Source organism: Parafrankia sp. EUN1f (genome assembly GCF_000177675.1).
GTDB lineage: Bacteria > Actinomycetota > Actinomycetes > Frankiales > Frankiaceae > Parafrankia.
The window spans coordinates 1-4,101 of the sequence record NZ_ADGX01000300.1 but is presented as its reverse complement, the minus strand read 5'-3'; the positions used below and the strand labels follow the sequence as shown (position 1 = coordinate 4,101).

4 protein-coding genes are annotated in these 4,101 nt (G+C 69.2%); all 4 read left to right on the top strand.

What is annotated here, in order from left to right; translation table 11 throughout:
• Positions 1–346 precede the first annotated feature (346 nt).
• On the top strand, positions 347–1,219 hold the full coding sequence (locus FREUN1FDRAFT_RS38195) for a 2-keto-4-pentenoate hydratase (protein WP_006545799.1): 873 nt from the start codon (positions 347–349) through the stop codon (positions 1,217–1,219).
• Positions 1,216–2,268 carry an acetaldehyde dehydrogenase (acetylating) gene (locus tag FREUN1FDRAFT_RS38190; protein ID WP_006545798.1) on the top strand — a complete coding sequence of 351 codons (1,053 nt, stop codon included), beginning with the start codon at positions 1,216–1,218 and terminating at the stop codon, positions 2,266–2,268. The genes FREUN1FDRAFT_RS38195 and FREUN1FDRAFT_RS38190 overlap by 4 nt, the downstream gene beginning before the upstream one ends.
• A 10-nt stretch (positions 2,269–2,278) precedes the next feature.
• A complete protein-coding gene (gene dmpG / locus FREUN1FDRAFT_RS38185) occupies positions 2,279–3,355 on the top strand; it encodes a 4-hydroxy-2-oxovalerate aldolase (RefSeq protein WP_083828961.1) in 1,077 nt (358 codons plus the stop codon).
• An 85-nt stretch (positions 3,356–3,440) separates the two neighbouring features.
• Positions 3,441–4,101: helix-turn-helix domain-containing protein (locus FREUN1FDRAFT_RS38180; protein ID WP_198144587.1), on the top strand; the 661-nt coding region annotated here is incomplete at its 3' end.

Below are 4,101 nucleotides of genomic sequence, written 5' to 3'. Positions count from 1 at the left end.
CGCGCCGACCACCAACGGGTCTCCGCACGCGGAGAAAGGCCAGCTGTTCGGAGTCGTCGCAGCCGATGCTCCGGTGTTTCTGCCGTCGCCGAATTCCCGGAACTGCCCGTGAGGGTTGCCACGTTCACCGCGTTTCGCATCACGGAACGGCTCGTTGTGGCTGATCAGGTCGGCTGCCTATACCCATGACAGCTGGCGTGCGTTCCTGCCGCTGGCCGACCAAGCACCCATCCGTGAACGGCGTCGAGACACGTCGTTGCAGGGGCTGCGACGGACTACCCGCGCGTGCCGAGGAGAAGACAATGCCTGAACCGCGCCGACGTGCGAAGGTCAGTGAGGCACGTCCATGAGCGCCACCAACGGAACCCAGCCGCAGGGCGTGACACCAGGCGGAACCCTCGCCGTCGACGTCGGTGACACCGTCGAGCGGGCCGCCGCGATACTCGTGACCGCCGAGCAGACCGGTACCCCGTGCCCGCCGGTTCGGGACATCCTTCCGAACGGCGACATCGCCGCGGCCTACCGCGTCCAGCGGCGCAACACCGACGAAGCGCAGCGGGCCGGCCGCCGGCTGGTCGGGCGCAAGATCGGCCTCACCTCGCCCGCCGTGCAACGTCAGCTCGGCGTCGACCAGCCCGACTTCGGGGCACTGTTCGCCGACATGTCGATCGCCGACGGCGCTGAGATCCCGCCGGGACGGCTCCTGCAACCCAAGGTCGAGGCCGAGGTCGCGCTGGTGCTCGGCCGTGACCTGCCGTCGGGGCCGTACACCGTCGCGGACCTGATCACAGCGACGGAGTACGTCCTGCCCGCGCTGGAAATCGTCGACAGCCGCATCGCGGACTGGGACATCACGATCGTCGACACCGTGGCCGACAACGCCTCGTCCGGCCTGTTCGTCCTCGGTGGAAGGCCGGTCCGGCTGTTCGACGTGGATCTGCGCGAGGTCTCGATGGAGCTGCGTAACGGCGACGAGGTCGTGTCATCGGGTCGGGGGGTCGACTGTCTGGGTGGCCCGCTGATCTCGGCGGTATGGCTGGCCAGCACACTCGCCGAACTCGGGACGCCTCTGCTAGCGGGTGACGTCGTTCTCACCGGTGCGCTCGGCCCCATGCGTGCGGCGGCTTCCGGTGACACGTTCGAGGCGGCGATCTCCGGGCTCGGCACGGTTCGGGTCCGTTTTGGTGGCGGCGAAGCGTCCGAAAGGAGTGGCGAATGAGCGTTGAGACACCGCGCCAGCCTGTGGAGGGCGACACGCCCGCTGCGAGCCAGGCGCAGTCATCCCGAACACGAGTTGCCGTGATCGGCTCAGGCAACATCGGCACCGACCTGATGATCAAGATTCTTCGGCTTTCCGACCGGCTGGAGATCGCGGCCCTCGCGGGGATCGACCCGGAGTCCGATGGCCTTGCCCGAGCCCGGCGGCTGGGGGTGGCCACCACCCATGCCGGCGTGGAGGGCCTCCTGCGGATGCCCGAGTTCGAGGACGTCGCGATCGTCTTCGACGCCACCTCGGCCGGCGCGCACAAACACCACAACGAGGTGCTTCAGGCGGCCGGGCGGCGGGTCGTGGACCTGACGCCGGCGGCGATCGGCCCGTATGTCGTCCCGCCGGTCAACCTGGACGCGAACCTGGACTCGCCCAACGTCAACATGGTCACCTGCGGCGGGCAGGCCACGATCCCGATTGTGGCCGCGGTGGCGTCCGTGACTCCGGTGTACTACGCCGAGATCGTCGCCTCCATCGCGTCCCGGTCGGCCGGCCCCGGCACCCGGGCGAACATCGACGAGTTCACCGAGACCACGGCCAGTGCCATCGAGAAGGTCGGTGGCGCCCGGCGCGGCAAAGCGATCATTGTTCTCAATCCCGCCGAGCCGCCTCTGGTCATGCGGGACACCGTCTACTGCCTCGTCGGAGCCGCCGATGAGAGCAAGGTGGCCGCCGCCATCGAGGCGATGGTCGCCACGGTCAAGGACTACGTTCCCGGCTACCGCCTCAAGCAGCGGGTGCAGGTCGACCCGGTTGCCGCTGACGACCCGCTGCGGCAGATGGTCCCGGCCGACGCCGTCGCCGAGGTGCCGGCGGCCACGACCGAGGTCTCCAAGGTGTCGGTCTTCCTGGAGGTCGAGGGGGCCGCACACTACCTCCCGCCCTACGCCGGGAACCTCGACATCATGACCTCCGCGGCGCTTCGCACGGGTGAACGCCTGGCGGAGCTGAGTGCCCCGCACAAGAGCAAGGAGTTGATCCCCGATGAGCGTCACTGAGGCCGCAGGCATGACCGCGGGCAGTGAACCGGCGGGTGGCCCCGTCGCCGCGGACACGGTGCTCTCACCCGAGCTGTACGTGCAAGATGTCACTCTCCGCGATGGTATGCATGCGGTTCGCCATCGTTACTCTGTCGACCAGGCCCGGGTGATCGCGTCCGCGCTCGACGCCGCCGGGGTCGCCGCGATCGAGGTCGCCCACGGCGACGGGCTCGCCGGATCGAGCATCAACTACGGGATCGGTGCGCACACCGACTGGGAGTGGATCGAGGCCGTCGCCGACAGCGTGACCGCCGCGATTCCCACCACCCTCCTACTGCCCGGCATCGGGACCCTGCATGACCTGCGGCAGGCCTATGCCCTGGGCATCCGGTCGGTGCGCGTCGCGACGCACTGCACCGAGGCCGACATCTCGGCCCAGCACATCAGCGCCGCCCGCGAGCTAGGCATGGACGTCGCGGGCTTCCTGATGATGGCCCACATGGCGCCCCCGGCCGAGCTCGCGCGGCAGGCGGCGCTGATGGAGTCCTACGGCGCGCAGTGCGTCTACGTCACCGACTCGGGCGGCCGGCTGACCATGGACGGCGTGCGCGACCGCCTTCGCGCCTACCGCGACGTCCTCGCCCCCTCCACCCAGACGGGCATCCACGCGCACCACAATCTCGGGCTCGGCGTGGCCAACACCGTGGTCGCCGTCGAGAACGGAGCGACCAGGGTCGATGCCTCGCTCGCCGGCCAGGGCGCCGGCGCCGGCAACTGCCCGCTGGAGGCGTTCATCGCCGTCGCGGATCTGATGGGGTGGAAGCATGGGTGCGAGCTGTTCGGGCTGATGGACGCAGCGGACGACATCGTCCGGCCGCTGCAGGACCGCCCCGTCCGCGTCGACCGGGAAACCCTGACCCTCGGCTACGCCGGCGTCTACTCCAGCTTCCTGCGCCACGCCGAAACCGCGGCCGCGCGCTACGGACTCGACACGAGAACGATCCTGGCCGAGGTGGGCCGAAGGCGGATGGTCGGAGGCCAGGAGGACCTCATCGTCGATGTCGCGCTCGACCTGCTGGCCCAGACGAACGCGACGGTGACCTGACGGCCACGCCCCGGCCCGGCGTTGTCCGGGGTGATGCCGATGGAGCGCCGGGGCGGCCCCGGGGCGGAAGCCACATTCCCGGCGCGTGGCTTCCGTCACCGCCCGGCCGAAGGTGCAAACGGTGACATCGCAATACAGTGTTGACGTGGAGTCGGGTCATGCGGTCGTCGCGCGCAACATCCGCCTCCTCCGGCAGCAACGAGGGCTTTCGCTGGCCGAGTTGGCCCGCCAGGCCGGGCTGGCCAAACAGACACTGTCGAAGCTGGAACAGAGCAGCGGTAACCCGACCGTCGACACACTCTTCTCGATCGCCTCGGCTCTCGGCGTGCCAGTGACCCGCCTGGTGGCCGAACGCGAGCAGATCGTCGCCGTGCAAAGGGCGAGTGACGTCGTCTGGCAGCACCATGACGGCCACGAGGTCCGCCTGCTGGACCATGTCTACGGATCCGGCGTCATCGAGAACTACGTGATGCGCATCCACCCGATGGCGAACGGGGATGACGGAGAGCCCGAACTCCATCCGGCGGGCACCCTCGAACATCTCTATGTGATCACCGGGCATGTGCGCGTCGGCCCGGTAGACAGCCCCATCGAGCTGCGGCAAGAGGATTTCGCACGCTACGCCGGCGATCGTCCGCACCGATACCAGTCGCTGTCCGGGGAGAGTCTCGTGCACGTCGTGGTCAGCGTTCCCCGTGTCCAGCCGGGCACGGGGGTGCTGCGGACCCAGCACGGCGGTGGAGTTC